This window comes from Streptomyces sp. NPDC096132, assembly GCF_044763345.1.
GTDB lineage: Bacteria > Actinomycetota > Actinomycetes > Streptomycetales > Streptomycetaceae > Streptomyces.
Map to the genome: position 1 here is coordinate 303117 of NZ_JBIWGA010000009.1, position 22886 is coordinate 326002.

Annotated in this window: 22 protein-coding genes; 3 read left to right on the forward strand and 19 right to left on the reverse strand. The window is 69.2% G+C overall.

Going from position 1 to position 22886, the window contains the following annotated elements; all coding sequences use genetic code 11:
• Entirely contained in the window at window positions 1-1647 is a 1647-nt protein-coding gene (gene atzF, locus ACIRF9_RS23325) for an allophanate hydrolase (protein WP_403825335.1), read from the forward strand.
• A 92-nt stretch (window positions 1648-1739) separates the two neighbouring features.
• On the opposite strand, the gene ACIRF9_RS23330 is transcribed toward atzF, so the two are convergent.
• The 11 genes from ACIRF9_RS23330 to ACIRF9_RS23380 form a co-directional block, all read right to left on the reverse strand.
• A complete protein-coding gene (locus ACIRF9_RS23330; protein WP_403825338.1) occupies window positions 1740-4592 on the reverse strand; it encodes a DEAD/DEAH box helicase in 2853 nt (950 codons plus the stop codon).
• 110 nt (window positions 4593-4702) lie between these two features.
• Window positions 4703-5647 carry a twin-arginine translocase subunit TatC gene (tatC, locus tag ACIRF9_RS23335; RefSeq protein ID WP_403825341.1) on the reverse strand — a complete coding sequence of 315 codons (945 nt, stop codon included), beginning with the start codon at window positions 5645-5647 and terminating at the stop codon, window positions 4703-4705.
• Between the two features lie 47 nt (window positions 5648-5694).
• Window positions 5695-5982: a Sec-independent protein translocase subunit TatA gene (gene tatA, locus ACIRF9_RS23340; RefSeq protein WP_403825344.1), complete on the reverse strand. Its 288-nt coding sequence runs from the start codon at window positions 5980-5982 to the stop codon at window positions 5695-5697.
• Between the two features lie 288 nt (window positions 5983-6270).
• Entirely contained in the window at window positions 6271-6465 is a 195-nt protein-coding gene (locus tag ACIRF9_RS23345) for a hypothetical protein (RefSeq protein WP_403825347.1), read from the reverse strand.
• Between the two features lie 20 nt (window positions 6466-6485).
• Entirely contained in the window at window positions 6486-6776 is a 291-nt protein-coding gene (locus ACIRF9_RS23350) for a hypothetical protein (RefSeq protein ID WP_403825349.1), read from the reverse strand.
• On the reverse strand, window positions 6773-7888 hold the full coding sequence (locus tag ACIRF9_RS23355) for a helix-turn-helix transcriptional regulator (protein ID WP_403825352.1): 1116 nt from the start codon (window positions 7886-7888) through the stop codon (window positions 6773-6775). The genes ACIRF9_RS23350 and ACIRF9_RS23355 overlap by 4 nt, the downstream gene beginning before the upstream one ends.
• Before the next feature lie 19 nt (window positions 7889-7907).
• Window positions 7908-8861, reverse strand: coding sequence for a helix-turn-helix transcriptional regulator (locus ACIRF9_RS23360; RefSeq protein WP_403825355.1), 954 nt, complete (start codon window positions 8859-8861; stop codon window positions 7908-7910).
• A gap of 130 nt (window positions 8862-8991) precedes the next feature.
• Window positions 8992-9363 (reverse strand): FKBP-type peptidyl-prolyl cis-trans isomerase, encoded by a 372-nt coding sequence (locus ACIRF9_RS23365; protein ID WP_403825357.1) that lies wholly within the window; start codon window positions 9361-9363, stop codon window positions 8992-8994.
• Between the two features lie 61 nt (window positions 9364-9424).
• On the reverse strand, window positions 9425-10429 hold the full coding sequence (locus ACIRF9_RS23370) for an FKBP-type peptidyl-prolyl cis-trans isomerase (protein WP_403825360.1): 1005 nt from the start codon (window positions 10427-10429) through the stop codon (window positions 9425-9427).
• A gap of 128 nt (window positions 10430-10557) precedes the next feature.
• Complete coding sequence (gene pafA, locus ACIRF9_RS23375; RefSeq protein WP_403825363.1) at window positions 10558-11919, reverse strand: Pup--protein ligase; 1362 nt, start codon at window positions 11917-11919, stop codon at window positions 10558-10560.
• A 9-nt stretch (window positions 11920-11928) separates the two neighbouring features.
• On the reverse strand, window positions 11929-13188 hold the full coding sequence (locus tag ACIRF9_RS23380) for an MFS transporter (protein ID WP_403825366.1): 1260 nt from the start codon (window positions 13186-13188) through the stop codon (window positions 11929-11931).
• 94 nt (window positions 13189-13282) lie between these two features.
• Between ACIRF9_RS23380 and ACIRF9_RS23385 the strand changes: the two genes are divergently transcribed.
• On the forward strand, window positions 13283-14299 hold the full coding sequence (locus ACIRF9_RS23385; protein ID WP_403825369.1) for a LacI family DNA-binding transcriptional regulator: 1017 nt from the start codon (window positions 13283-13285) through the stop codon (window positions 14297-14299).
• An 83-nt stretch (window positions 14300-14382) separates the two neighbouring features.
• Here ACIRF9_RS23385 and prcA read toward each other — a convergent pair whose 3' ends face one another.
• The 6 genes from prcA to arc all read right to left on the reverse strand — a co-directional run bounded on the left by prcA (window position 14383) and on the right by arc (window position 20553).
• Window positions 14383-15135, reverse strand: a complete 753-nt coding sequence (prcA, locus tag ACIRF9_RS23390) for a proteasome subunit alpha (RefSeq protein WP_403825371.1) — start codon at window positions 15133-15135, stop codon at window positions 14383-14385.
• 62 nt (window positions 15136-15197) lie between these two features.
• A complete protein-coding gene (gene prcB / locus ACIRF9_RS23395; RefSeq protein WP_403825373.1) occupies window positions 15198-16043 on the reverse strand; it encodes a proteasome subunit beta in 846 nt (281 codons plus the stop codon).
• Complete coding sequence (locus tag ACIRF9_RS23400; RefSeq protein ID WP_403825526.1) at window positions 15995-16582, reverse strand: endonuclease VII domain-containing protein; 588 nt, start codon at window positions 16580-16582, stop codon at window positions 15995-15997. Before ACIRF9_RS23400 ends, prcB begins: the two co-directional genes overlap by 49 nt.
• A gap of 39 nt (window positions 16583-16621) precedes the next feature.
• Window positions 16622-16840: a ubiquitin-like protein Pup gene (locus ACIRF9_RS23405; protein WP_031486664.1), complete on the reverse strand. Its 219-nt coding sequence runs from the start codon at window positions 16838-16840 to the stop codon at window positions 16622-16624.
• Between the two features lie 197 nt (window positions 16841-17037).
• Window positions 17038-18549, reverse strand: coding sequence for a depupylase/deamidase Dop (gene dop / locus ACIRF9_RS23410; RefSeq protein ID WP_403825375.1), 1512 nt, complete (start codon window positions 18547-18549; stop codon window positions 17038-17040).
• A 237-nt stretch (window positions 18550-18786) separates the two neighbouring features.
• Complete coding sequence (arc, locus tag ACIRF9_RS23415; protein WP_403825378.1) at window positions 18787-20553, reverse strand: proteasome ATPase; 1767 nt, start codon at window positions 20551-20553, stop codon at window positions 18787-18789.
• Window positions 20554-20796: 243 nt separating this feature from the next.
• Here arc and ACIRF9_RS23420 point away from each other — a divergent pair, with 243 nt between their 5' ends.
• Entirely contained in the window at window positions 20797-21102 is a 306-nt protein-coding gene (locus ACIRF9_RS23420) for a ferredoxin (protein WP_403825380.1), read from the forward strand.
• Window positions 21103-21160: 58 nt separating this feature from the next.
• Here the strand turns inward: ACIRF9_RS23420 and ACIRF9_RS23425 are convergent, their stop codons facing one another.
• Together ACIRF9_RS23425 and ACIRF9_RS23430 are read right to left on the reverse strand one after the other, a co-directional pair.
• Entirely contained in the window at window positions 21161-21733 is a 573-nt protein-coding gene (locus ACIRF9_RS23425) for a hypothetical protein (RefSeq protein WP_403825383.1), read from the reverse strand.
• A gap of 231 nt (window positions 21734-21964) precedes the next feature.
• Window positions 21965-22867: a tRNA (adenine-N1)-methyltransferase gene (locus ACIRF9_RS23430; RefSeq protein ID WP_059203278.1), complete on the reverse strand. Its 903-nt coding sequence runs from the start codon at window positions 22865-22867 to the stop codon at window positions 21965-21967.
• Between the last annotated feature and the right edge of the window lie 19 nt (window positions 22868-22886).

Consider the following 22886-nt stretch of genomic DNA (forward strand, 5'->3'; position numbering starts at 1 on the left):
ATGTCCACCACTGTCTCCCGGGTCCGCGCGGCCTACGCCCGTATCGACGCCGTCGACCGCCCCGAGATCTGGATCGACCTGCGCCCGCGGGCGGAGGTCGAGGCGGAGGCCCGGGCGCTCGACGAGCGCCTCGCCTCCGGTGCCCGCCTCCCGCTCGCCGGCCGTCTCTTCGCCGCCAAGGGCAACATCGACGTGGCCGGCCTGCCCACGACGGCGGGCTGCCCGGCGTACGCCTACGAACCGGCCGAGGACGCCCCGGTGGTCGCCGGACTGCGCGCGGCCGGCGCCCTCCTCCTGGGCACGACGAACCTGGACCAGTTCGCGACGGGCCTGGTCGGCACCCGCTCCCCGCACGGCGCGGTACGGGGCGCCCACGACCCGGCCCGGATCAGCGGCGGCTCCAGCTCCGGCTCGGCCGTCGCGGTGGCCCTCGGCATCGTCGACTTCGCCCTCGGTACGGACACGGCGGGCTCGGGCCGGGTCCCGGCCGCCTTCAACGGCATCGTCGGCCTCAAGCCCACCCGTGGCCTGGTCCCGACCCAGGGCGTGGTCCCCGCCTGCGCCTCGCTCGACTGCGTCACCGTCTTCGCCCGCACCCTCCCGGAGGCCGAGCAGGCGCTGGCCCACATGACGACCGGCACCACCCCGTCCCTCCCCGGCCGGCCCTCCGGCCCCTGGCGCGTCGCGGTCCCGCCGCTCGACCAGCTCGGCGCACTCGACGAGGGCTGGGCGGAGGCCTACGAGGCAGCCGTACGGCGGCTCGCGGCGGCCGGGGCGCGGATCCGCACGATCGACCTCACGCCCTTCACCGAGGCGGCCACGATGCTCTACGAGGGCGCGTTCGTCGCCGAGCGCTACACAGCGGTGGGCAGCTTTGTCGACAAGTTGATCTCGGAGGGTGGCGAGGGCCTCGACCCCACGGTCGCCGGCATCATCACCCGCGCCCGCGACATCCCGGCCCACCAGCTCTTCGCGGACCAGGACCGGCTGGAAGTCCTGCGCACCCGGGCCCTGTCGGAACTCGCCGACGCGGACGCCCTGCTCCTGCCCACCGCCCCCGGCCATCCCACCCTCGCCGAGGTGGCCGCCGACCCCCTGGGCGCCAACGCGCGCCTCGGCCGCTTCACCAACTCCACGAACCTCTTCGACCTGGCGGCGGCCGCCGTCCCGTCCGGCGAGGTGAACGGCCTCCCGTTCGGCGTGATGCTGATCGGCCCGGCCCATACGGACGAACGGCTCGCGAGGATCGCGGCCCTGCTCCAGCCCTCGGCGTACGTGGCCGTCGTGGGCGCCCATCTGACGGGCCAGCCCCTGAACCCCCAGCTCCTGTCCCTGGGGGCCGTACTGGACCGCACGACCACGACGGCCCCGCTCTACCGCCTGCACGCCCTGCGCACGACACCACCGAAGCCGGGCCTGGAGTATGTGGGCGAGGGAGGCACGGAGATCGAGGCCGAGGTCTGGCGCCTCCCGGCGGAGGGACTGGGCCGCCTGCTGTCGTCGCTCCCGCGCCCGATGGCGTTGGGCAGCGTCGAACTGGTGGACGGCAGCCGAGTCCCCGGTTTCCTGTGCGAGCCGAGCGCTCTGAAGGAATCAGAGGACATCACACGGTACGGAAGCTGGCGCTCATATCTGAACGAGGGGTAGAACTCACCCAGGGGCGCGGGGCTGTATCGATATGCGGCTCCGCCGCGCGGGCGCGACCAGCCACAGTCGACCCGCGCCCGCCCGACAACATGTCACCCCACGGACGAATAGGCGACCACACCCCGCAGCAACTGATCAACAGCCTTACGCGCGGCCTTCGCCACGGTGGAGCCCTCCGCAGGAGAAGCCGCAGAGATCTGCCCCAACACGTCGATGACCTGCTTGCACCACCGCACGAAGTCCCCGGCCGGCATCTCCACCTCCCGCAGCACCTCGTCGAGCCCCTTCCCGGAAGCCCACATGTACGCGGCCCAGGCGAACCCGAGATCGGGCTCACGCTGCCCGACCCCCTCGGTCTGGTTGATCCGGAAGTCCTCCTCCAGGGCGTCGAGCCGCCCCCAGATCCGGACCATCTCCCCCAGCGCGGCCTTGGCCTGACCGGAGGGCAGCTTCGGCGCCATCGCGTCGTCACCGACCCGGGCCTCGTACACCAGCGCGGACACACAGGCGGCGAGCTCGGCGGGCGCGAGCCCCTCCCACACGCCCGCCCGCAGGCATTCGCTGGCGAGCAGGTCGAGTTCGCCGTACAGCCGCGCCAGCCGCTTGCCGTGCTCGGTGACCTCGTTGCCCCGCAGGTAGTCGAGTTCGGTCAGCAGCGCGACGATCCGGTCGAAGGTGCGGGCGATCGTGTTGGTCCGCCCCTCGATGCGCCGCTCGAGCTGCGAGGTGTCCCGCAGCAGCCGGTGGTAGCGCTCGGCCCACCGGGCGTGGTCCTCACGCTCGGCGCACCCGTGACACGCATGGGCGCGGATCGCGGTCCGCAGCCGTGCGATCTCCCGGTCGTCGGCGGCCTGGGACCGCTTCTTGCGGGCCCGCTCCGGCGGGATGTGCCCGGCCTTCGTACGCAGCGCGGAGGCGAGGTCGCGGCGCGACTGGGGGGAACGCGGGTTGAACGACTTGGGGATCCGCATCCGCTCCAGCGCCTCGACCGGCACCGGGAAGTCCATCGACGCCAGCCGCTTGACCTGGCGTTCCGCCGTCAGCACCAGCGGGCGCGGCCCGTCGTGCTGTTCGAAGCCGCGGTGCCCGTTGGCCCGCCCGGCGGGCAGTCCGGGGTCCAGCACCAGTGCCAGGCCCGCGTACTTCCCCGTCGGCACATGGATGACGTCGCCCGGCTTGAGCTTCTCCAGCGCGACCGCCGCCTCCGCCCGCCGCTGGGCCACGCCCTGCCGGGCCAACTCGGTCTCGCGGTCCTTGAGTTCACGGCGCAGCGCCGCGTACTCCTCGAAGTCGCCGAGGTGGCAGGTCATGGAGGCCTTGTAGCCCTCGAGGCCCTCCTCGTTGCGCTGCACCTGCCGGGAGATGCCGACGACGGAGCGGTCCGCCTGGAACTGCGCGAACGAGGTCTCCAGCAGCTCGCGCGACCGGTGCCGGCCGAACTGCTCGACCAGGTTGACCGCCATGTTGTACGACGGCTTGAAGCTGGAGCGCAGCGGGTAGGTGCGCGTACCGGCCAGTCCCGCGAGGTGGTCGGGGTTCATGGCGCGCTGCCACAGCACCACCGCATGCCCCTCGACGTCGATGCCGCGCCGCCCCGCACGCCCCGTCAGCTGGGTGTACTCGCCGGGGGTGATGTCGGCGTGCTGCTCGCCGTTCCACTTGACGAGCTTCTCCAACACCACGGACCGGGCGGGCATGTTGATGCCCAGCGCGAGGGTCTCCGTCGCGAAGACGGCCTTGACCAGCCCCCGCACGAACAGCTCCTCGACGACCTCCTTGAACGTCGGGAGCATGCCCGCGTGGTGGGCGGCGATACCGCGCTCCAGGCCCTCCAGCCACTCGTAGTAGCCGAGAACGTGCAGGTCCTCGCGCGGAATGGCGGCCGTGCGCTCCTCGACCAGGGCGCGGACCTCGGCCCGCGCGTCCTCGTCGTTGAGCCGCAGCCCGGCGTACAGACACTGCTGGACGGCGGCCTCGCAGGCGGCGCGGCTGAAGATGAAGGTGATGGCGGGCAGCAGGCCCTCGGCGTCGAGCCGCTCGATGACCTCGGGGCGCCCGGGCGTCCACACCCGGGACCGCTGCCGGCGCTCGCGCTCCCGGTCGGCCTCGCGCATGGCACGGCCGCGTCTGCGGTCCTGGTAGGAGGGCCGGCTGGCCTCCATCCGGGCCAGGCGCGTCAAGTCGGGGTTGACGGCCCGGCGATGGCCCTCGCCCTCCTCGAACAGGTCGTACATCCGCCGTCCGGCGAGCACGTGCTGGAACAGCGGCACGGGCCGGTGCTCGGAGACGATCACCTCGGTGTCACCGCGGACGGTGTCGAGCCAGTCGCCGAACTCCTCGGCGTTGGACACGGTCGCGGAGAGGGAGACGAGGGTGACCGACTCGGGGAGGTGGATGATCACTTCCTCCCACACGGCGCCCCGGAAGCGGTCGGAGAGGTAGTGCACCTCGTCCATCACCACGTAGCCGAGGCCGAGGAGGGTCTGCGAACCGGCGTACAGCATGTTCCGCAGGACCTCGGTGGTCATCACGACCACCGGAGCCTCGGAGTTGACGCTGTTGTCGCCGGTGAGCAGGCCGACCTTCTCGGCGCCGTAGCGACGGCACAGGTCGGAGTACTTCTGGTTCGACAACGCCTTGATGGGTGTCGTGTAGAAGCACTTCTTGCCCTGCTGGAGGGCGAGGTGGACGGCGAACTCGCCCACGATCGTCTTGCCGGAGCCGGTGGGGGCGGCCACCAGGACGCCCTTGCCCGCCTCGAGTGCCTGACAGGCCTCGATCTGGAAGGGGTCGAGACCGAAGTCGTACATCTCGCGGAAGGAAGCGAGCGCGGTGGCCTGCTCAGCGGCACGCCTGCGCGCCGCCGTGTACCGCTCGGCCGGTGAGAGGTCCTCTGTCATCGTGCTTTCGAGCGTACCGGGCGCCACTGACAACAGGACGATCATTATCCGGATATGGGTCCGTGAAACCTGCGATCGCGCAGTTCAGGGGCGGAAAGCAGAAGCGGCCGGCTGCGCTCCGTGAGCGCCCCGGCCGCCTCTGTCAGGTCCGATGATCAGGTCACGTCGTCGTACCCGTTGACCCGGTCCGTGCTCGCCTGCTCCGGCAGGGCGCGGCTCGCGGACACCGACTCGACCTCGCCGATCTCCTCGGGGGTGAGGTCCAGCTCGGAAGCCTCGTCGTCGGCGGGGCCCAGGGCGTCGCGACGGCGCCTGCGGCGGTCGTTCAGCAGCGAGAAGGCGGTCGCGCAGAAGTAGAGGATCCAGATGGGCCCGGCCAGCGCCAGCATGGTGAGCGGGTCGGTGCTGGGAGTGGCCACGGCCGCGAAGACCGTAATGCCGATGATCATGGCCCGCCACCAGCCGAGCATCCGCTGACCGGTCAGCACCCCCGTCAGGTTGAGCATGACCAGCAGCAGCGGCAGCTCGAAGGAGAGACCGAACACGAGCACCATGCGGACGATCAGGTCGAGCAGATCGTCCAGCGGCAGCTGGTTGTCCAGATCCGCCGGCGAGAACTCGAGAAGCACCTTCGCCATCGTCGGCAGCGTCTTGTACGCGAAGAAGGCACCGCCGAGGAACAGCGGAACGCCCGTACCGACGAAGGCGTACGCGTACTTGCGCTCGTGCTTGTGCAGCCCTGGGGCGACGAACGCCCACAGCTGGTACAGCCACACGGGCGACGCGAAGATCACGCCTGCCATCAAGGAGACCTTGAGGGCGAGAGTGAAGGGGGTGAGCAGACCGTTCAGGACGATGCGGGCGCAGGTTCCGCTGCGTTGCTGCGCCAGCTCGGAGAAGGTCGAGTCACACCCCACCGCGTTCAGAATCGGGTTCGTGAAGAACTCGATGATGTCCTTGTAGAAGAAGGCGGCGACGACCGTCACGAGGACGATGGCCAGCATCGCCTTCGCGAGCCGGTTGCGCAGCTCACGAAGGTGATCCGCGAGGGGCATCCGCCCCTCGGGGTCCTTCTCCTGCTTGCGGGCAGACTTCAGCAACCCACGTTCCCATCTCGTGCGGCGGGCCGGAGGTCACCGGCCCTGCGTCAGCGCTTGGTCGAGTCCGTCGGCTCGGTGACCGGGCGGGAGCTGGTCACGTCGCCGGGAGCGGCCTGGATGGTGCGCTGCGCGGGGGGCTGCTCGCCGTTGTTCGGCGGGCCCGCCGGGGTGGTGGTGCTGCTGCCCTCTTCCTTCATCGCCTTGGCCTCGCTCTTGAGGATGCGCGCGGACTTGCCGAGCGAGCGGGCCATGTCCGGAAGCTTCTTCGCGCCGAACAGCAGGATGATGACGACGAGGATCAGAATGATCTCGGGGGCGCCGAGCCGTCCGAACATAAGTCTTTACCTTCTCACCGAGGCGGCTGGGTGGGGGTGCTGTACTGTCCGACCGGTCGGACACATGTCCGAACGATCGTGCTGGCAGCGATCGTAACGCTCAGGGGTGAACGTGAGGCAATCCCCGTGCGTACTCCCGGTCCGCGGTCCGGGCCTCGTTCTCCGGGCCGCGATCAGCAGCGTACCCGCCCACCCCGTCGGGGCGGGAGGGCGAAGTGGCCCAAAACGCATTCGGCGCCCGACTCACAGAACCACCACAGTCCCACGCCAGGGTCACCACAGCACCGCTCACAGCGCGTCCACAGCCCGGGCCGCGCTCGCCGACGCCCGTTCGAGCTCCTCGGCGGCCCGGTTGATGCGCCGGGCGGACTCGGTCACCTGCCGGCCCAGCCGCTGCGCTTCCAGGAAGACCCGGACGGCGAACACCGCGAGGACGGCGAGACCCACGAAACCCACGGCTACCGCGAACATCGGCCAGAACATGACGCCGAGCCTAGACCCTGCTACGGCGTGTGCAGCCGCAGGGTCCGCACCCCGCCGCCGGTGAGGAGCTCGACGATCCGCTCCCCGGCGGGCTTGCGGACGGCCGCACCGCAGTCGGGGCACGTGAAGGAGTAGAAGGTGGTGCGGTCGGTGGCGCCGATCGCCAGGCGCAGGGCACCCGCGGTGAGCTCGAAGCGACCGCGGCAGTCGGGGCAGCCGGCTCTGAACGTCACCGGGGCCACGCTCCGCATGCCCGCGAAGGCCGAGGCCACCGAGATGCCCCGCGCACCGGACGTCACCGACTCGCTCACAGCTTCTCCCGCCCGTCGAACCGCTCGTCGAACCGCTCGTCGCTCCGCCTGCCGTACCGCTGCTCGCCCCGCCGCCCGCCGTGCTGCTCGCCGCCGGGGGCGAACGGCCCGTCGGCCGCTCCCCGCGCCTCGATCCCGTCGTACGCCGCCAGCGCGTCGCGGGCGGCCCGGCGGGCGCTGTCGGCGAGGTCCGGCGGCGACACGATCCGGCCGTCGCGGCCGAGCCGCAGCGCCAGCCGCCTGAGCGAGGCCGGGTCGGGCGTGCGCAGAGTAATACGCAGCCCGCCGTCGGGAAGCTCATCCGCGCTGTCGTGCGGGTAGTACTCGGCGACCCAGCGGCCGCCCGGACCGACCTCGACGACGACCTCCGGATCCTCGGCGGCCGGCTGCACCAGCGCCTGGGACAGGTCTCGCAGCTCGATCTCGGGCGGCGCCGACGGCTCGTCGAGGATGCGGATCTCGGCGACCCGGTCCAGACGGAAGGTGCGCCGCGCCTCGGAGCGGCGGCACCATGCCTCCACGTACGTGTGCCCCACGCTGACCAGGCGGATGGGGTCGATCTCGCGCTCACTGAGCTCGTCGCGCGCCGGCGAGTAGTAGCGGATCCACAGCCGGCGGCGCTCGGAGATCGCCCGGTCGACGTCCGCGAAGACCCCGCCCTCGGACTCGAACGTCACCGACAGCCGCGAGCTGGCCCCGGCCGCCTCACCGGCCGCCGTCTCCACCTTCGCCGTCGCCCGCAACAACGCCTGCCGGTCGCCCTCGCGCAGCCCGGGCAGCGTCGCCACCGCACGGGCGGCCACCAGCAGCGCGGTCGCCTCGTCGGCGGCCAGCCGCAGCGGCTCGGCGGCCTCCGCGCCCAGCGCGGCCGGGTTGTGCCACCAGATGCGCTCACCGTCGGTGTCGATGTCGAGGAGGTCGCCACCACGGAAGCTGGTGCCGCACATGGGCAGCACGTCGAGGTCCGAGACCAGTTCGTCCTCGGTGATGCCGAAGGCACGCGCCACGTCCTCGATCCGCGCGCCGGGGCGCTCCCTGAGATACGTCACCAGGGAGAGCATCCGCCGGGTCTGGTCGATCGCGTTGGCCGGCCTGGCCGGTTTGCCTGCCACAGTCTTGCTCCGCTCCCCCTCAGCCCTTGGCCACGGCCCGCAGCCGGTCCACGACGTCCGCCCGCAGCTCGGCGGGCTCCAGGACCACCACGTCCGGCCCGAACTCCACCAGCCAGGCGTCCAGCCCGTGCCCGTACGGAATCTCCAACTCGTCCCAGCCGTCACCGAGTTCCCGTACGGCCGTCGCCTTCGCCCGCAAGGGGTACCCGGCACCGGTGCGCAGCCGGATCAGCGCGCTGCGGTCGGCGGTCTCCCCCGCCCAGCTCGCCACCGTCTCACGCACGGTGACCACGTCGGGAACGGGCGCGGTGAAGCTCGCGCCGCGCGAACGCACCTTGCCGGTGATCCGCGACAGCCGGAAGACCCGCTCGGCACCCCGGTCCCGGTCGAAGCCCGCCAGATACCAGTGGCCGCGCCAGCACTCCAGCGCCCACGGCTCGACCGTCCGGGTCTCGGGGTGGGCGGCGGTGGCCTTGCGGTAGTCGAACACGACCGGCCGGCGGTCACGGCAGGCCAGCATCAGCGGCTCGAACGCCGCCTCGTGCACCGGGATCCGGGGCTCCAGCGCGCCGTGCGCCTCGTACGGGTCCACGTCCTCCGGGAGGCCTGCCGCGCGCAGCTTCTGCAGGGCGCCGCTGGCCGCGCCCGCGAGCCGGGCCTGCTGCCACACCTTCGCCGCCAGCCCGAGGGCGGCGGCCTCCTCGGCGTCCAGAGTGATCGGCGGCAGACGGTTGCTGTCCCGGCGGGCCAGATAGCCGATCTCGCCGTCCAGGCTCTCCACGGTCTCGATGACCAGGCCGAGCTCACGCAGATCGTCCTTGTCCCGCTCGAACATCCGGTTGAAGGAGTCGTCGCCGCCCGCTTCCAGATAGGCCTCGATGGACTCACGCAGCTCACGCTTGCTGAGCGGCCTGCGCGTCCCCAGCAGGCACAGCGCGAGGTTCATCAGCCGCTCGGCCTTGGCAATGGCCATCGACGCCCTTCGCCTCCCCTATGGTGCTTACGATCGACGACCGTACCGCTCCACCGCGCCCGGACAAAAGCCGAGGGCCCATGCCCGGGCAGGCATGGGCCCCAGGTGATCGCGACCAGTCGTACGACGGTCAGACCGCGAGCAGGTCCACGACGAAGATCAGCGTCTCGCCGGGCTTGATCGCCGGGGTCGGGCTCTGGTCGCCGTAGGCCAGGTGCGCCGGGATGGTCAGCTGGCGACGGCCGCCGACCTTCATGCCCTGCACGCCCTTGTCCCAGCCCTTGATGACCCGGCCGCCACCCAGCGGGAAGCGGAACGGCGTGCCACGGTTCCAGCTCGCGTCGAACTCCTCACCGGTGGAGAAGGAGACACCCACGTAGTGGACGGTGACGGTCTGACCGGCCTGCGCAACCTCGCCGTCGCCCTCCCAGATGTCCTTGATCTCGAGGTCCGCCGGGGGCGCGCCTTCGGGAAAGTCGATCTCGGGCTTCTCGTTGCTCACGTCACTGCTCCTGCTTGTCTACGGAAAGGCAACAACACACAGTCTTTCATCCCGGACGGCGTCACGACGCCGCGAGGATGTCCACCGTGAACACCATCGTGGAGTCCTTCTCGATGCCGCTGCCACTCGGCGGGTTGTCCCCGTAGCCCAGCGACGGCGGGATCACGATGACGACCCGGCTGCCCACCTTCTTGCCGGTCAGCCCCTGCGCCCAGCCCTTCACGACCTGCTGGAGCGAGAACGACGTGGGCGCGCTGCGGTCGTACGAGGAGTCGAACTTCTTCTTGGTGTCCCAGACGAAGCCCTGGTACTGCACGACCACGGTGCTGTCCGCCGCGACCTCCTCGCCGTCACCCTCGATGACGTACTCCGCCACCAGCTTCGTCGGCGCGTCGCTGTCGGGGATCTTGAGGGAGGGCGCCTTCCCGTCGGTGTTCGTACCGACCTTGGGCAGCGTGGCGTCGTCCTGCGGGACGTCCGTGCCCTTGGCGGAGCTCTTGGAGTTGAACGTGCCCTCCAGATCCACCACGAACACCAGCGTGTCGGTGCCCTTGATGCCCGCCTGCGACTGGCCCTCCTTGCCGTAACCCCAGGTCGGCGGCACCGAGAACTGCACCCGGCTGCCCACCTTCTTCCCCGCCAGGGCATAGCGCCAGCCGTCGATGATGCTGCCCTGGGAGAGCTGGATGAACAGCGGCGTCTTACGGTCGTAGGAGTTGTCGAACACCTTCCCGGTGTCCCAGATCTGCCCCAGGTAGTTCGCCCAGAGGAAGTCCTTCTCCGCGACCGTCTGACCACTGCCCGCGATCACGGTCTTCACCGCCAGCTGATCCGACGGATCACCACTGCCCTTGGCCACCGTCGGCTTCTCACCGAACTTCGTACCCGCCGTGATCGCCGGCAACGGACCGTCCACGATCTTCGGCGGAGGCGCAGCCGACGTCTCCGAGGCCGAGGGCGACGCCTCCTCGCTCGCCTTGCTCGAGTCGGACTTGTCGTCACCGCACGCGGCGAGCGTGACCAGTCCGGCGGGTACGGCGGCAAGGATGAGGGAGCGTCGGCGCACGATGAGGGCCTCGTAATCGGTCGATCTTGGGAAGGGCGTGCGCGCAACTCTACGGCGTGAGAAGGGCGCCGTACGGGAAACGTACGGCGCCCGTGTTGCGTTCCACGGATTCCCGCGGAACGCACCGCTCACATACCGGCGATCAGCTTCTCCACCCGGTCGTCCACCGAACGGAACGGGTCCTTGCACAACACGGTGCGCTGCGCCTGGTCATTGAGCTTCAGATGGACCCAGTCCACCGTGAAGTCCCGACGCTGCTCCTGCGCCCGCCGGATGAAGTCACCGCGCAACCGCGCCCGAGTCGTCTGCGGCGGCACCGACTTGCCCTCGAAGATCTTCAAGTCGTTGCAGATCCGCTTCGCTTGGCCCTTGCGCTCCAGCAGGTAGTACAGACCACGACGACGGTGGATGTCGTGGTAGGCGAGGTCTATCTGCGCCACACGCGGATGCGACATGGTCATGTTGTGCTTGGCCCGGTACCGCTCGATGAGCTTGTACTTCATCACCCAGTCGATCTCGGTGCCGATCCGGTCCAGGTCCTCCGCCTCGATCGCGTCCAGCGTCCGGCCCCACAGCTCCAGGACCTGCTCGACCGTACCCGTACGGATCCCGCGGCGCTCGCAGAAGTCCACGGCCTTCTCGTAGTACTCGCGCTGCACCTCCAGCGCCGAGGCCTCACGCCCGCTCGCCAGACGCACCTTGCGCCGGCCCGTGATGTCATGACTGACCTCACGGATCGCCCGGATCGGGTTCTCCAGGGTCAGATCCCGCATCACCGTGCCCGCCTCGATCATGCGCAGCACCAGATCCGTCGCGCCGACCTTCAGCAGCATCGTCGTCTCGGACATGTTCGAGTCGCCCACGATGACATGCAGCCGGCGATAACGCTCCGCGTCCGCGTGCGGCTCGTCCCGCGTGTTGATGATCGGCCGCGAACGGGTCGTCGCCGAGGAGACGCCCTCCCAGATGTGCTCGGCCCGCTGACTGACGCAGTACACCGCCCCACGGGGCGTCTGCAGCACCTTGCCCGCGCCGCACAGCAGCTGCCGGGTCACCAGGAACGGAATCAGGATGTCCGCGAGCCGGGAGAACTCCCCGTGCCGGGCCACCAGGTAGTTCTCGTGGCAACCATAAGAGTTGCCCGCCGAGTCGGTGTTGTTCTTGAAGAGGTAGACGTCGCCCGCGATTCCCTCCTCGTGCAGGCGTCGTTCCGCGTCCACCAGGAGTCCCTCGAGAATGCGCTCGCCGGCCTTGTCGTGAGTGACCAGTTCGGTCACATTGTCACATTCCGGTGTCGCGTATTCCGGATGTGATCCCACGTCGAGATACAGGCGGGCGCCGTTCCGCAGAAAGACATTGCTGCTTCGGCCCCATGACACGACACGGCGGAAGAGGTACCGCGCCACCTCGTCAGGCGACAGGCGGCGCTGTCCCCTGAACGTGCACGTGACGCCGTACTCGTTCTCCAGCCCGAAAATGCGGCGGTCCATGACTGAACATTACGCCCGATCCCCTGAACTGAAACGGGGTTCGGCAGCACGGTTTGGATCATTTTCCGATGAAGCCGCAACCACCGCACTTCCCACGGGAGCCGCCAGTACCCTTCCCGTGACCAGCAAAACCAGCAACGACACGGCACCCGCGGCCCCCGGAACGGCAAACCCCCACAACGCCCCGCCCGCCTCCACCACAGGACCCGCGACACCCGTTCCGACGGACGCACCCACCGTGAAAGTCGTCACCAGCCAGGAGAACGCCTCCGTGACCGTGCCACGCGGCGCATGCCGGTCCACGATGACGAACGCACACGCCAGCACCGGCGCCAGGAACACCCCCGCCAGCGTCGCCAGCGCCACCATGGCCACCGCGCCCGGCATCAGCACCAACGGCACATAACACACCGCCAGAAACGCCACCAGCACCCGCAGTCGCCGCTCCGGCACCCCCGCCCACTCCCGCGCCCCGTACGCCAGACCCCCGACGAGCGCCCCCAGCCCCAGCGCCGCCATCAGCCAGCCGTACACCACGTCCCCGCCGTGACCGTCCGCATACGGCACCGCGGCCACCGTGATCGACCCCATCGCGATCCCCACGAACAGCAACGCACCCAGAAGCACCAGCAGCCCGGGCGAACGCAGCGCCCCCAGCCAGTGCGCCTCACGCGGAGCCGAGCGCCACGCGCGCGAGGGAGGCGACACGACCACCGACAGCGCCCCGAGCACCCCGACACCGTTCATGACGAGCAGCGCCGCCCGCTCCGACCACAGCGCGGCGCACAGCGTCACCAACAGCGGCCCGACCGTGAACATCACCTCCTGCGCCACCGCGTCCATCGCGTACGCCCTCGGCACCTGCTCCTCACGCCGCAGCACCGACGGCCACAGCGCCCGCAGACCACCCTCCAACGGCGGAGTGAACAGCCCGGCGACCACCATGGCCGCGTACGCGAGCGGCAGCGGATCCGTACCGGTGAACGCGAAGACGCCCATCGCCAGGGCCGACACGAGCGCGGCGGGCAACTGGACACGCGGCTGCCCGTACAGATCCACCAGCCGCCCGAGCACGGGCTGCCCCACGGCGCCGGCAAGGCCGTACACCGACACCAGCGCGCCCGCCAGGCTGTACGTGCCGCCCCCGGCCCGCACGAACAGCACGATCGCGATCGCGGAGGTGGCGTTCGGCAGCCGGCCGACGAGGGTGCCGATCAGCAGCCGGGCGGCATGCCTCGCCCTGAGGATCTCCCCGTACCCCGTGGCCATCGCTCACCCGTCCGTCGAAGTTTTACGTATAACGTCGTTGGCCATACGTACCATGTGCGCTGTTCACGAGTCCAGACGAAGGAGCAGGCGGACGGTGGCACAAGGCAGCACCCGCCCCACGAGCCGTGACGTCGCCCAGGCCGCAGGCGTCTCCCAGGCCGCCGTCTCCCTCGTCCTCGGCGACAAATGGCGCGGCCGCGTCTCCGAGCCCACGGCCGAACGCGTACGAGAAGCCGCACGCACCCTCGGCTACCGGCCCAACCTCGCCGCCCGCAACCTCCGCCTCGGCCGCACCCGCACCGTACTCCTGGTGGTACCCGCCCTCACCACCGAATTCTTCGCCGGCGTCTACACCGGCGCCGCCCGCGTCGCCGCCGACCACGGCTTCGGCGTCGTCCTCTACCCCTCCCCCGAAGGCGTCGGCCCGGCCCGCGACCCCTTCGCCTCCGCCCAGGCCGCCCTCGACGGCGTCATCGCCTCCTCCATGGCCGCCGACGCCCTCACCGCCATCCGCGGCGACCAACTCCCCCTCGTCATGCTCGACAGCGACCCCACCGGCAGCCTCGGCGCCGCCACCGTCAACCTCGACATCACCGACGGCGTCCGCCAGATCACCGACCACCTCCTCGGCCTCGGCCACCGCCACTTCCTCCACCTCGCCGCCGACATCCCCTCCTGGACCTTCCACGTACGCGCGCGTGAACTCACCGCCCGCCTCGCAGCCCTCCCCGGCACCACCCTGCGCACCGCACCCGCCCCCATCACCATCGAAGACGCCCGCACCGCCGCGGAAACCGCCCTCAGCACCCCCGGCCCCCGCCCCACCGCCATCGTCTGCGACGACGACAAACTCGCCGCAGGCGCCTACAAAGCCCTCCGCCGCCTCGGCCTGCGCGTCCCCGACGACATCTCCGTCACCGGCCTCGACGACCTCGCCCTCGCCACCGCCCTCGACCCCGAACTCACCACCGTCCGACTCGACGCCGAGCTCTTCGGCGAACGCGGCATGCAAGCCCTCCTCGCCGTCCTGGAGGGCCGAACACCGGACGCCGGGGACATTCCCGTCCAACTCGTCGTACGAGGCTCCACAGCCCCACCAGGCGCCCCCTGAAACGCCCTGTGCCCCGACCGTCGACCGGCCGGGGCACAGAAAAGGGGTGAAGATGAGGCTGAAGGCGTGAAGACGAAGGCGCCCTACTCCTCGGCGCTCTCCTCCTCCTCGGAACTCTCCGCCTCCGTCGCCGCACCGTCCGCCTCCAGCAGACGCGACAGCTGACGACCCACGATCCGCTTGAACTTCCGCTGCTGCGGACGCGTACGGTCCAGCACCGCGACCTCCAGCCGCTCGGCCGGAATCTCCCGCTGCGAACCGTTCGACTCCCGCGACAACGCCTGCACCGCAAGCTTCAGCGCCTCGGCCAGGGACATGCCGTCCTGATGACGCTGATCCAGGTAGTTGCTGATCAGCTCGGCGTTACCACCGACCGCCACCGAACCGTGCTCGTCCACGATCGACCCGTCATGCGGCAGCCGATAGATCTGATCACCGTCCGGAGTCTCACCGACCTCCGCCACCACCAGCTCCACCTCGTACGGCTTCTCACCCGCCGAGGAGAAGATCGTGCCCAGCGTCTGAGCGTAGACATTGGCCAGACCACGCGCGGTCACGTCGTCACGGTCATAGGTGTAACCACGAAGATCGGCATACCGCACACCACCGATCCGCAGATTCTCGTACTCGTTGTACTTACCGGCCGCCGCGAAGCCGATCCGGTCGTAGATCTCGCTGAACTTGTGCAGCGCACGGGACGGGTTCTCACCGACGAACACAATGCCGTCGGCATACTGCAGCACAACCAGGCTGCGGCCACGAGCGATGCCCTTGCGCGCATACTCCGCGCGGTCCGCCATCGCCTGCTGGGGTGAGACATAGAACGGCGTCGACACCGGTTATCCGTCCCTTTCTGTCGAAGTCACTGGATCACCTGAGACAAGAACGAACCCACCGCCTACAGCAGGGCGGCCCGCGGGCCGTCCGGCTCCTGCAGCCGACGCTCGAGAATCAAACGGGCGATCTCGGACGACTCCTCGTCCGTCAGCCTGCGGAAACCGTCCTCGGTGATCACAGTGACGATCGGATAGATCCGGCGCGCGACATCGGGACCACCGGTCGCCGAGTCGTCGTCGGCCGCGTCATAGAGGGCCTGCACGACCAGCGTCGTGGCCTGCTCCTCGGACAGGTCGTCACGGAACAGCTTCTTCATCGCCCCGCGCGCGAAGATCGAGCCGGAGCCCGTGGCGGCGTAGTTGTGCTCCTCGGAACGACCGCCGGTCACGTCGTACGAGAAGATCCGCCCCCTGTCGCGGTCCACGTCGAACCCCGCGAACAGCGGCACGACCGCGAGGCCCTGCATCGCCATGCCGAGGTTGCTGCGAATCATGGTCGACAGACGGTTCGCCTTGCCCTCCAGCGAGAGCTGCGCCCCCTCGACCTTCTCGAAGTGCTCCAGCTCCAGCTGGAACAGCTTCACCATCTCCACGGCCAGACCGGCCGTGCCGGCGATACCGACGGCCGAGTACTCGTCCGCCGGGAACACCTTCTCGATGTCCCGCTGCGCGATGACGTTACCCATCGTCGCCCGCCGGTCACCGGCGAGCACCACCCCGCCGGGGAAGGTGACGGCCACGATCGTCGTCCCGTGCGGCGCCTCGATCACGCCCTGCGTGGGGGGCAGCCGGCGGTTGCCCGGCAGCATCTCCGGCTGATGATCGGACAGAAAGTCCATGAAGGACGACGACCCAGGCGTCAGGAAGGCAGCTGGTAGACGCCCGGTGCTACGAGTGTTGGCTTCCACGGAGTTCCTTCCAGGTAAGCGGCTGCCCGACGAACAGCGTCGGGATCGTCTCCCAACTTGCCGATGGCCGAATTGCAGTTGAAGCACAGTACGCCACGGACCCTACCCGTCTCGTGGCAGTGATCCACATGTACGGCCGGAGCTTTCAGGCAGATCACGCAGAGCCCCATCTGAGAGGCGACCATGGCGTCACGCTCGGCTTCGGTGAGGCCGTAGTTTCGTTTCAGGTGACGGGCGCGCGCCTTCGCCCCTCGACAGGCCTTGCAGCTGGTGGAGAGCCCGTCTGAAGCCGTTGCATTGCGGTGCCACTCGCTGTGCGGCTTGATCTCCTCGCAACTGCGACAGAACTTGTGACCCGAGGGTGTCTCCACTCGCGGCCGGACGTTCCTCCCTTTTGCCAGTTGCCGAGCCTGGTGATAGGCAGCCCAGCACTCCCGACAGTAGGCCTGCAGCCCGTCACGGGCAGCCCTGTTACTTGCGAAGGCCGCCCGCGGTTTGGATTCCCCGCACCGCGAGCAACGCTTCACGCTTTCTTCCATCGCCACCCGAAAGCTCCCCCGTAGCCTTGGAATCGAAGGCTACTCGCCGCCCTTCTGAACGAAACTACGGACGAAGTCCTCGGCATTCTCCTCGAGGACATCGTCGATCTCGTCCAGGACGGAGTCCACGTCGTCGCTCAGCTTCTCGTGGCGCTCCTTGAGGTCCTCCGAAGCCTGCGCCTCTGCCGCCTGCTCCTCGACCTCCTCCGTGGAGCGCGTCGCCTTCTGCTGGCCGCCGCCGGTGTCCTTGGTCGCCATTACCCTCACCCCGCTCAGTTCGCCCGACATGTTCGGCAGGTCGGCTTCCTGCCGATCGGTGGTGATCAGACCCTACACAGCGGGTCCGACATCGGCCCCGTAGTTGTTCCAACGTACGAGGGCCATCTCGATGATTCCCTTGCGGCGGGGTTTCCACCCCGCCGCGAGGCAGCGTCCGGTGTCGCCCGGAGGCCTGCTCAGCCGCCTGACAGGACCCTGACCAGGTCTTCTGCCGTGCGGCAGCGGTCCAGGAGCTCCTTGACGTGATTTCGCGTTCCGCGAAGAGGTTCGAGGGTTGGGACGCGCTGGAGCGAGTCCCGGCCCGGCAGGTCGAAGATGACCGAGTCCCAGGAGGCGGCGGCGACGTCGTCGGCGTACTGCTCGAGGCAGCGGCCGCGGAAGTACGCCCGGGTGTCCTCCGGGGGCGTGGACTTGGCGCGCTCGACCTCGGACTCGTCCAGGAGCCGCTTCATACGGCCGCGGGCCGCGAGGCGGTTGTAGAGGCCTTTCTCGGCCCGTACGTCGGCGTACTGGAGGTCCAGGAGGTGTAGCTTCGCCGCGTCCCAGTCGAGGCTGTCACGGCGGCGGTAGCCCTCCATGAGTTCGCGTTTGGCGACCCAGTCGAGTTCGCCGGCGAGGCTCATGGGGTCGTTCTCCAGGCGGGTGAGGGTGTCCTCCCAGCGGGCGAGGACGTCCTTGGTCTGGTCGTCGGCGTCGGCGCCGAAGCGCTCCTCGACGTACTTGCGCGACAGTTCGTAGTACTCCATCTGCAGCTGGACGGCGGTGAGTGTGCGGCCGCTGCGGAGGGTGACGAGGCGCTTGAGTGTCGGGTCGTGCGACACCTGGTGCAACGTGCGTACGGGCTGGTCGACGGCCAGGTCGACCGCGATGAAGCCGTCCTCGATCATGGACAGGACCAGGGCGGTCGTGCCCAGTTTCAGGTAGGTCGAGATCTCGGAGAGGTTGGCGTCGCCGATGATCACGTGGAGGCGGCGGTACTTCTCCGCGTCGGCGTGGGGCTCGTCGCGGGTGTTGATGATGGGGCGCTTCAGCGTCGTCTCGAGGCCTACCTCGACTTCGAAGTAGTCGGCGCGCTGACTGAGCTGGAAGCCGTGTTCGTGGCCGTCCTGGCCGATGCCGACGCGGCCGGCGCCGGTGACGACCTGGCGGGAGACGAAGAAGGGGGTGAGGTGGCGCACGATGTCGGAGAAAGCGGTTTCCCGCTTCATGAGGTAGTTCTCGTGCGTGCCGTAGGAGGCGCCTTTGTTGTCGGTGTTGTTCTTGTAGAGGTGGATGGGCTGGGCGCCGGGTAGCTGGGCCGCGCGTTCGGCGGCTTCGGCCATGATCCGCTCGCCGGCCTTGTCCCAGAGGACGGCGTCGCGTGGGTTGGTGACCTCGGGGGCGCTGTACTCGGGGTGTGCGTGGTCGACGTAGAGGCGGGCGCCGTTGGTGAGGATCACGTTGGCGAGGCCGATGTCCTCGTCGGTCAGCTGGCTGGCGTCGGCGGCCTCGCGGGCGAGGTCGAAGCCTCGCGCGTCCCGCAGCGGGTTCTCCTCCTCGAAGTCCCAGCGGGCCCGGCGGGCCCGGTGCATCGCCGCGGCGTAGGCGTTGACGATCTGGGATGAGGTGAGCATGGCATTGGCGTTGGGGTGGCCGGGGACGGAGATCCCGTACTCCGTCTCGATGCCCATTACTCGCCGTACGGTCATGCGGCCCTCCTTGCCCGGCGGCGCCCTCGGTCGTGGGCGCCGCTCAGATACCGGTGGTGCTCCGGTGCGGGTGCGGTGCCCGTCCTCTCCGCACTGCGCAACCCGGCGGTAGGAAAGAGCCTAGAACGCCTCTGTGCCGGTGGGGAGATCATTTGCGTCATTGCCTTGCTCCAGCCGTGGCCTGAAAAACAGTCGGCTGCGGGTACCCGTTGAGGGCACCCGCAGCCGCCCTGTTTCTTACAGGTACTGTCCGGTGTTCGCCACCGTGTCGATGGAGCGTCCGGTGTCCGCGCCCTGCTTTCCGGTGATGAGGGTACGGATGTAGACGATCCGTTCGCCCTTCTTTCCGGAGATTCGGGCCCAGTCGTCGGGGTTGGTGGTGTTGGGCAGGTCCTCGTTCTCCTTGAACTCGTCCACGCATGCCTGGAGGAGGTGGGAGACGCGGAGGCCCTTCTGGTTCTTTTCGAGGAAGTCCTTGATCGCCATTTTCTTGGCGCGGCCCACGATGTTTTCGATCATGGCGCCGGAGTTGAAGTCCTTGAAGTAGAGGACTTCCTTGTCGCCGTTGGCGTAGGTGACTTCCAGGAAGCGGTTTTCCTCGGATTCGGCGTACATGTGTTCCACTGCCGTCTGGATCATGCTTTCGACGGTGGTGGCCTTGCTGCCGCCGTGCTCGCCGAGGTCGTCGGAGTGCAGCGGGAGGCGTTCTGTGAGGTACTTGCCGAAGATGTCCTTGGCGGCTTCGGCGTCCGGGCGCTCGATCTTGATCTTCACGTCGAGGCGGCCGGGGCGCAGGATGGCGGGGTCGATCATGTCCTCGCGGTTGGAGGCGCCGATGACGACCACGTTCTGCAGGCCTTCCACACCGTCGATCTCGGCGAGGAGCTGGGGGACGATGGTGTTCTCCACGTCCGAGCTGACGCCGGAGCCGCGGGTGCGGAAGAGGGATTCCATCTCGTCGAAGAAGACGATGACGGGGGTGCCCTCGCTGGCCTTCTCCCTGGCTCGCTGGAAGACGAGGCGGATCTGCCGCTCGGTCTCGCCGACGTACTTGTTCAGGAGCTCGGGGCCCTTGATGTTGAGGAAGAAGCTCTTGCCGGCGGCCACTCCGGTCACTTCGGCGACCTTCTTGGCCAGCGAGTTCGCGACGGCCTTGGCGATGAGCGTCTTGCCGCATCCGGGGGGCCCGTAGAGGAGCACACCCTTGGGCGGGCGCAGTTCGTGCTCCTTGAACAGGTCCGGGTAGAGATACGGCAGCTCGACCGCGTCGCGGATGGCCTCGATCTGGCCGCCGAGGCCGCCGATCTGCTCGTAGCCGATGTCGGGGACTTCTTCGAGGACGAGTTCCTCGACCTCGCTCTTGGGGACGATCTCGTACACGTAGCCGGAGCGGGGTTCGAGCAGGAGGGCGTCGCCGGGGCGGATGGTGACGTCCAGCAGCGGCTCGGCGAGCCTGACCACCCGTTCCTCGTCGGTGTGCCCGATGACCAGGGCGCGCTCGCCGTCCTCGAGGATCTCCTTGAGGGTGACGATGTCCCCGACCCGCTCGAATTCCATGGCCTCGACCACGTTGAGCGCTTCGTTGAGCATCAGTTCCTGGCCGCGCCGGAGCTCGTCGAGCTCGACGCTGGGGCTGACGTTCACGCGGAGTTTGCGGCCTCCGGTGAAGATGTCGGCCGTGCCGTCCTCGTTCGCCGTGAGGAAGACACCGAAGCCGGCCGGGGGCTGTGCGAGCCGGTCGACTTCTTCCTTGAGGGCCACGATCTGGTCGCGGGCCTCACGGAGTGTGTTGGCGAGTCGCTCGTTCTGTGCGGACACGCCGGCCAGGTTGGTCTGCAGCTCGACGATCCGCTCTTCGAGAATCCTCGTGTGTCGCGGAGAGTCGGCGAGCTTGCGTCGCAGGACGGCGATCTCCTGCTCAAGGTAGGCAATCTGCCCGGCCGGGTCGTCGGACCCTCGTCCCGGGCGGATGCCGCGGTTCATGTCGTCGTCGTGGGCTGCCACGGTCCTCACCTCCTCCAAGGGGAGCTGGACGCTTCCAGACCCTACCTGGGCGGGTGTCGATTGAAACCCCTAGATCACAAAGACTGTCGGGGTGTGTCCGATCTTCACCCTTGCGCTCTCCCTCACGCCAGGGGAATACCCACCGAACATGATTGGAAAGCGGACGGGGGTAGGGTCGAAGTGTTCAACACCCGTCAGAGCCTGCATCGTTCCCGTGCGGCTCGACACTAAACGGCAGGAGAGATGAGCGTGCAGCAGGAGGCCGGTGTCGGCGCGGAGGCGCTGGAGGTCTGGATCGACCAGGATCTCTGTACCGGTGACGGCATCTGTGCCCAGTACGCGCCGGAGGTGTTCGAGCTGGACATCGACGGGCTGGCGTACGTGAAGAGTGCCGAGGACGAGCTTCTGCAGGCCAAGGGGGCCACCACGCCGGTGCCGTTGCCGCTGTTGACGGACGTGGTGGACTCCGTGCGGGAGTGTCCCGGTGAGTGCATTCATGTACGGCGAGTTTCGGACAGGGTCGAGGTGTTCGGTCCGGACGCGGAGTGACGAGTCGGGTGCGTTCCGTGGTTGTTGTCTGATTTCTCACAGGCCTCGATGGCCTGATTCAGACGCTGTGGGCGCCGGCGGGTGTCGAGCGGATGAACGCGTTGTCCTTCCACTGCCACTTGGCGCTGTCCTTGAGGTCGGGGCAGCAACTGGGCACGTCCGCCGACGAGTAGCCGAGGAGTGTGGCGAGGACGGCACCGTCGGTCACGGAGATGCTGGTGACGTTGGTGCGGTCCTTGGGGTCGACGAGGGTGGCGACCACGCGTGCGTGGGTGCTGCCGGCGGCCTGGGTGAGGACGTAGACGCCGTCGGGCGGGGTGCCCATGGGGGCGTCGCAGTGGACGACGGCGACCGTTTCGGGCCTGCCGTCGCCGTCGAGGTCTCCGCTGGCCTTCCGCTGGACGAGGGCCTTGACCGGGCCGCAGTCGATCGGGAAGTCGATGCCGGTGGTGGCGGGGGCGGCTGCGGTGGTGGGGGTGGTGTGCGGTTCGGCGGCCTGGGCGGCCGTCGCCGGTCTGGGCTGCAGGACCGAGGAGAGGGCCACGACGCCGGCCACGGCGGTGGCGGTGGCCACCCAGTGGATCGGCCGGGTGTGGGTGTGTGCCAGTTCCGGGACGGCGGATTGCTGCACTAGGAGCGTCTCCTGGGGTGGCTGTGCCGGTGGGGGTGGGGTGGCCAGCATCGTGCCACACGTCACAGGGCGGGGGAACGGCGGGGTGCGGGATGCCGGGGATGTGCGGGTGTGGGGGGGCGGGGGATTGCGCGGCCGGGGTGCCAACAGGAGGGCGCCGTGGTCGAGTTCCGGAGGTGTTCCGGGAACTCGGCCACGGCGCCCTGTCGTTGTGCGGGCACGAGGGCCGTGTCAGCGGCCGCTGCCTCCGTCGGCGTTGGGGCCGGCGTAGTCCTCGCCGTAGGCGCCCTTGGCGGGGCGGCGGCGGCGCATGGGGGGCTCGACGCCGTCGGCGAGGCGGCGGGCGGTGAGCAGGAAGCCGGTGTGGCCGATCATGCGGTGGTCGGGGCGGACGGCGAGGCCTTCGATGTGCCAGTTGCGGATCATCGTCTCCCAGGCGGTCGGCTCGTTGAAGCAGCCGATCTCGCGGATGGACTCGACGGTCCGGGCGAGCTGGGTGGTGGTGGCGACGTAGCAGCAGAGGATGCCGCCGGGGACGAGTGCCTTGGAGACGGCCTCCAGGCATTCCCAGGGGGCGAGCATGTCGAGGATGACGCGGTCGACGTCGGTGTCGCTCAGGTTGTCCTGGAGGTCGCCGACGGTGAGCTGCCAGGCGGGGTGGGGGCCGCCGAAGTAGCGCTCGACGTTCTGTCGGGCGATGTCGGCGAAGTCCTCGCGGCGCTCGTAGGAGTGCAGCATGCCCTGGTCGCCGATGGCGCGCAGCAGGAAGCTGCTGAGCGAGCCGGAGCCGACGCCGGCTTCGACGACGCGGGCGCCGGGGAAGATGTCGGCGAAGGCGAGGATCTGCCCCGCGTCCTTGGGGTAGACGACGGCTGCCCCGCGGGGCATGGACAGGACGTAGTCGGGGAGCAGGGGGCGCAGCGCGAGGTAGGCGACGTTCCCGGTGGTGCGGACAACGCTGCCCTCGGGTGCGCCGATCAGTTCGTCGTGCGGGAAGGAACCCTTGTGGGTGTGGAAGTTCTTCCCGTCCTCGAGCGTGAACGTGTAGTGGCGGCCCTTGGGGTCGGTCAGCTGAACCTGGTCCCCGACCTTGAAGGGCCCGCGCCTGCGGGCGGCACCGGTCGGTTCGGACATGTGAACAGCCTACCGGCGA

What these genes read in the sequence shown, in the direction of transcription:
- atzF (WP_403825335.1), top strand. Translation starts at nt 1, where the DNA reads ATGTCCACCACTGTCTCCCGGGTCCGCGCGGCCTACGCCCGTATCGAC.
- ACIRF9_RS23405 (WP_031486664.1), bottom strand. Translation starts at nt 16,840, where the DNA reads ATGGCGACCAAGGACACCGGCGGCGGCCAGCAGAAGGCGACGCGCTCC.
- ACIRF9_RS23380 (WP_403825366.1), bottom strand. Translation starts at nt 13,188, where the DNA reads ATGGCCACGGGGTACGGGGAGATCCTCAGGGCGAGGCATGCCGCCCGG.
- ACIRF9_RS23330 (WP_403825338.1), bottom strand. Translation starts at nt 4,592, where the DNA reads ATGATCGTCCTGTTGTCAGTGGCGCCCGGTACGCTCGAAAGCACGATG.
- tatA (WP_403825344.1), bottom strand. Translation starts at nt 5,982, where the DNA reads ATGTTCGGACGGCTCGGCGCCCCCGAGATCATTCTGATCCTCGTCGTC.
- ACIRF9_RS23430 (WP_059203278.1), bottom strand. Translation starts at nt 22,867, where the DNA reads ATGTCCGAACCGACCGGTGCCGCCCGCAGGCGCGGGCCCTTCAAGGTC.
- pafA (WP_403825363.1), bottom strand. Translation starts at nt 11,919, where the DNA reads ATGGACCGCCGCATTTTCGGGCTGGAGAACGAGTACGGCGTCACGTGC.
- dop (WP_403825375.1), bottom strand. Translation starts at nt 18,549, where the DNA reads ATGACCGTACGGCGAGTAATGGGCATCGAGACGGAGTACGGGATCTCC.
- ACIRF9_RS23345 (WP_403825347.1), bottom strand. Translation starts at nt 6,465, where the DNA reads ATGTTCTGGCCGATGTTCGCGGTAGCCGTGGGTTTCGTGGGTCTCGCC.
- ACIRF9_RS23400 (WP_403825526.1), bottom strand. Translation starts at nt 16,582, where the DNA reads ATGGAAGAAAGCGTGAAGCGTTGCTCGCGGTGCGGGGAATCCAAACCG.
- ACIRF9_RS23420 (WP_403825380.1), top strand. Translation starts at nt 20,797, where the DNA reads ATGAGCGTGCAGCAGGAGGCCGGTGTCGGCGCGGAGGCGCTGGAGGTC.
- ACIRF9_RS23360 (WP_403825355.1), bottom strand. Translation starts at nt 8,861, where the DNA reads ATGGCCATTGCCAAGGCCGAGCGGCTGATGAACCTCGCGCTGTGCCTG.